Genomic DNA, 3,229 nt, shown 5'->3' on the forward strand with positions numbered 1-3,229 from the left:
TTACTTATGTTTCTTTCATCAACCAAAAGAACCATCCTCTAAATACGCAGGTCAATTAATCAATGAAATTGACAAAGCCATTGATAAATACGACCAAACTATCAATAATTATCAAGGACTTAAATCCGATTGGGAAGGAGAATTAAAAAAATGTGATGAAGAATTAAAAAAATTATATTAACAAAAAGAACTTAACCAAGAACAAAAAGAAAAAATTAAAGAACTATTAGATCAAGCTGAAACAAAAATAAATGATATCAAAAAAGCCCAAGAAGAAAATGACAAAAAGATGAACGCTTTAAAAGAACAATTAAAACAAAAAGAAGAAGATTTAACCAACAAAGAAAAAGAAATAAAAGATAAACAAGAAGAACTAAAAATAACAACTAACACCGACGATAAAAAACGTTTGCAAAATGAAATATACCAATTCCAAGATGAAGTTATAGAATTAGTTGGACAAATCTCTTATATTAAAAGAGATATCGCAAATTTAGAATCCAAACAAAGAATGTACGAAGGAATGTTATCCGATGCCATCAAACTAAAAGACTCATTACAACGTGATTATGATATTTTACAAAGTCTTTATGGTGTTCAATTAGAATCCCTCAACTCCTTCTACGAAATCGTCTAATATAAACAAAAGAAAGGAAAAAGAAAATGAACACATTAGAAATGAATGATAAATTAGAATTAGATAATATTATAAAACAATCTGCTTCAACAGCTAGAATGATTAATATTAAATTAAGATCATTAGAAGTCCAATATAGACCTATTTTAATTTCTATTTTATTAATTTGTTTAAAACAAACAGATTTTAAAAAAGAATTTGACGATAAAAAACATAATAAATATCATTATAGACCTGACTTAAATGAAAATGAAAAAAATAGAAAAATAGATTACAAAACAGTTTATGACAAATTATTAAATAATATTAATATTAGTTTAGACAATGTTTTAAAAAAACAAAATATTAATTATGAAAAAATTCAATACTTATGTGACCAAATGAATTCTATTAAAAGTTTATTAGGAGATGATGGATTAGAAATAATAAAATATGTTTTGAAAGAATTAAATACAAATATTTATCATTTATTAGAAGCTAAAAATAAATATAGTTACGATATTATTGGTAATTTTTATGAAATTTTTTTAAGTTATGCTGGCGTAACTCATGTTAAAAATGGTATCGTTTTAACTCCAAGACATATTACAGAATTATTTACTAAATTAATCCCTATTAGTAGCACTGATGTTATTTTAGATCCTTGTTGTGGTACAGGGGGATTTTTAATCGCGGGTATGAACGCCGTTATTGAAAAATTAACTTATAAAAACGAAAAAAATATTAACCAAATCAAAGAAAATCAAATAATCGGTTTTGATAAAGATCCTACTATGTATGCTTTGTCTATATCCAATATGTTATTTCGTGGTGACGGAAAATCACGAATTTATAATTTAGATTTTTTTCATAATGATGCTTCTAATAAAATGAAAAAGTTAAATAAACCTCCAACAATTGGTTTTATTAACCCACCTTATGGGGGCAAAAGTAATAACAAAAATCCTACTAAAAAAGAAATAGAATTTTTAATAAAGTTATTAGGAGTAGTTCATGGATATGTTGTCATGATAGCACCATTAAGTGTTTATATGAAAGACACGAAAACAAGAAATAAAATTTTACAAGCTCATACTTTAGAAAAAATAATTCAAATGCCTAATAAATTATTCGAACCCAACGCTTCAACTCATACAGCTATTTCTATTTTTAAAACGAACATTCCTCATAACAATAAAGAAGTTGATTTTTATAATTTAGAAGATGATGGATTAGTTTTATTTAAAAACAAAGGAAGAATTGATCGGTTTAATAAATGGGATCGTATTGAAACAAAAATGTTGAATGATTTGAGTCGTAAAAATTATAATGATATTAATTGTTTATCTCACGTTATCAAAAAAAATCATGAATGGACTTTGTTTGCTTATTCTAAAGTTGATTATAGTAAATTAAACAGAAACGACTTTATATTGACTCTCAAAAAATATATTGTTTTTCAAGTTAAAAAAGTTTTAAATATTTTTAACGAAAATTTAGATGAAATTACTTTATTAGAACAAATTAGTCAAGAAATTATTTTACCACAAATAGAAAATAAAGATCATTTTAATAGATGCAACAAAGAACTTAAAACTTCTGATTGGGAAGAATTTACTATTGAATCATTATTTGATATTCAAAAAATTAACAAAGAAACCACTAAAGAAGATTTAGACGAATTTGAAACAGGGAACTACCCTTACATAACTAGTACAAGTAAAAATAATGGTAGTAATGGATTTTATGACCATTATACAGAAGAAGGAAATTGTATAACAATATGCGCTTTAGGTTATTGTTTTTATCAAAAATATCCGTTTTTAAATAATGGACATGATTCAATCAATATAATAAGACTTAAAAATAAAGTTTTAAACGAAAAAATAGCTTTATTTTTTGTAACACTTATCAATCAAGAAATGTTTAAATATTCATATAGTCGTCGTTTTAACCAAGAACGAATTCAAAAAACAATCATTAAATTGCCAGTGGTAAATCAAGGAAACCCAGATTGGCAGTTCATGAAAAGTTATATTAAATCTTTGCCGTATGGTAACAGTCTTGCTCCAAGATAACTGTTATTTCTATAAATTCAATCAAACAATCAATTAGTAGATTATAAAGAAATAATTAAAAAAGGAGATTTAATTAATGTTCAAATTAAAAAACCAATTTAAAATAATTTATCTTTGTTTAATAATCTTTGTAGGATTGTTGTTTATAATAAATAATCAACAATTAATGGCGATGCAAAATAACAAAAATAAACAAAAAAGTGATGTTGATCTTATGGAAGAAGCTGTAGAAGAATTAAGCGAAGGAATCAAATACTTTAATAAAAAAGGAATTCAAATTAATTTAGATAAAATAATGAAATTATTACCTAAAAAAGAAACCAACACAAAAAAAAGAAACATAACATTAGAAGAACCAAATTTGTTTATTTCAAAAAAATCTAATAAGAATAAAAAATAAATATTAATTATTAACTAAAGACTCCCCAGGGTCTTTTTCTTTTACCCAAACAACAACACAAACAACACGGCAAGGCCATTAAACTAAAAAACCAAAGGAGGCAAACAAACCATGATTAAAACCAAATCCTTAAAA

General features: G+C 24.5%; 3 protein-coding genes and 1 pseudogene. All 4 read left to right on the plus strand.

All coding sequences use genetic code 11. The annotated features are described in order from the left end of the window. Positions 1-181: pseudogene (locus RI68_RS04005) on the plus strand (DNA double-strand break repair rad50 ATPase); the annotation flags it as partial. A 108-nt stretch (positions 182-289) separates the two neighbouring features. Beyond that, the gene (locus tag RI68_RS03530) at positions 290-637 is read left to right on the plus strand and encodes a hypothetical protein (RefSeq protein WP_017193783.1); all 348 of its coding nucleotides are present in this window, start codon (positions 290-292) and stop codon (positions 635-637) included. Between the two features lie 26 nt (positions 638-663). Further along, positions 664-2,694 carry an N-6 DNA methylase gene (locus tag RI68_RS03185; protein WP_017193784.1) on the plus strand — a complete coding sequence of 677 codons (2,031 nt, stop codon included), beginning with the start codon at positions 664-666 and terminating at the stop codon, positions 2,692-2,694. A 76-nt stretch (positions 2,695-2,770) separates the two neighbouring features. Beyond that, positions 2,771-3,094, plus strand: coding sequence for an SVM family protein (locus RI68_RS03190; RefSeq protein ID WP_017193785.1), 324 nt, complete (start codon positions 2,771-2,773; stop codon positions 3,092-3,094). Positions 3,095-3,229 lie beyond the last annotated feature (135 nt).

Source organism: Vaccinium witches'-broom phytoplasma str. VAC, assembly GCF_000309405.1.
Taxonomy (GTDB): domain Bacteria; phylum Bacillota_I; class Bacilli_A; order Acholeplasmatales; family Acholeplasmataceae; genus Phytoplasma.

Coding starts and splice junctions, on each gene's coding strand:
- RI68_RS03530 (WP_017193783.1), top strand. CDS start 290: ATGAACGCTTTAAAAGAACAATTAAAACAAAAAGAAGAAGATTTAACC.
- RI68_RS03185 (WP_017193784.1), top strand. CDS start 664: ATGAACACATTAGAAATGAATGATAAATTAGAATTAGATAATATTATA.
- RI68_RS03190 (WP_017193785.1), top strand. CDS start 2,771: ATGTTCAAATTAAAAAACCAATTTAAAATAATTTATCTTTGTTTAATA.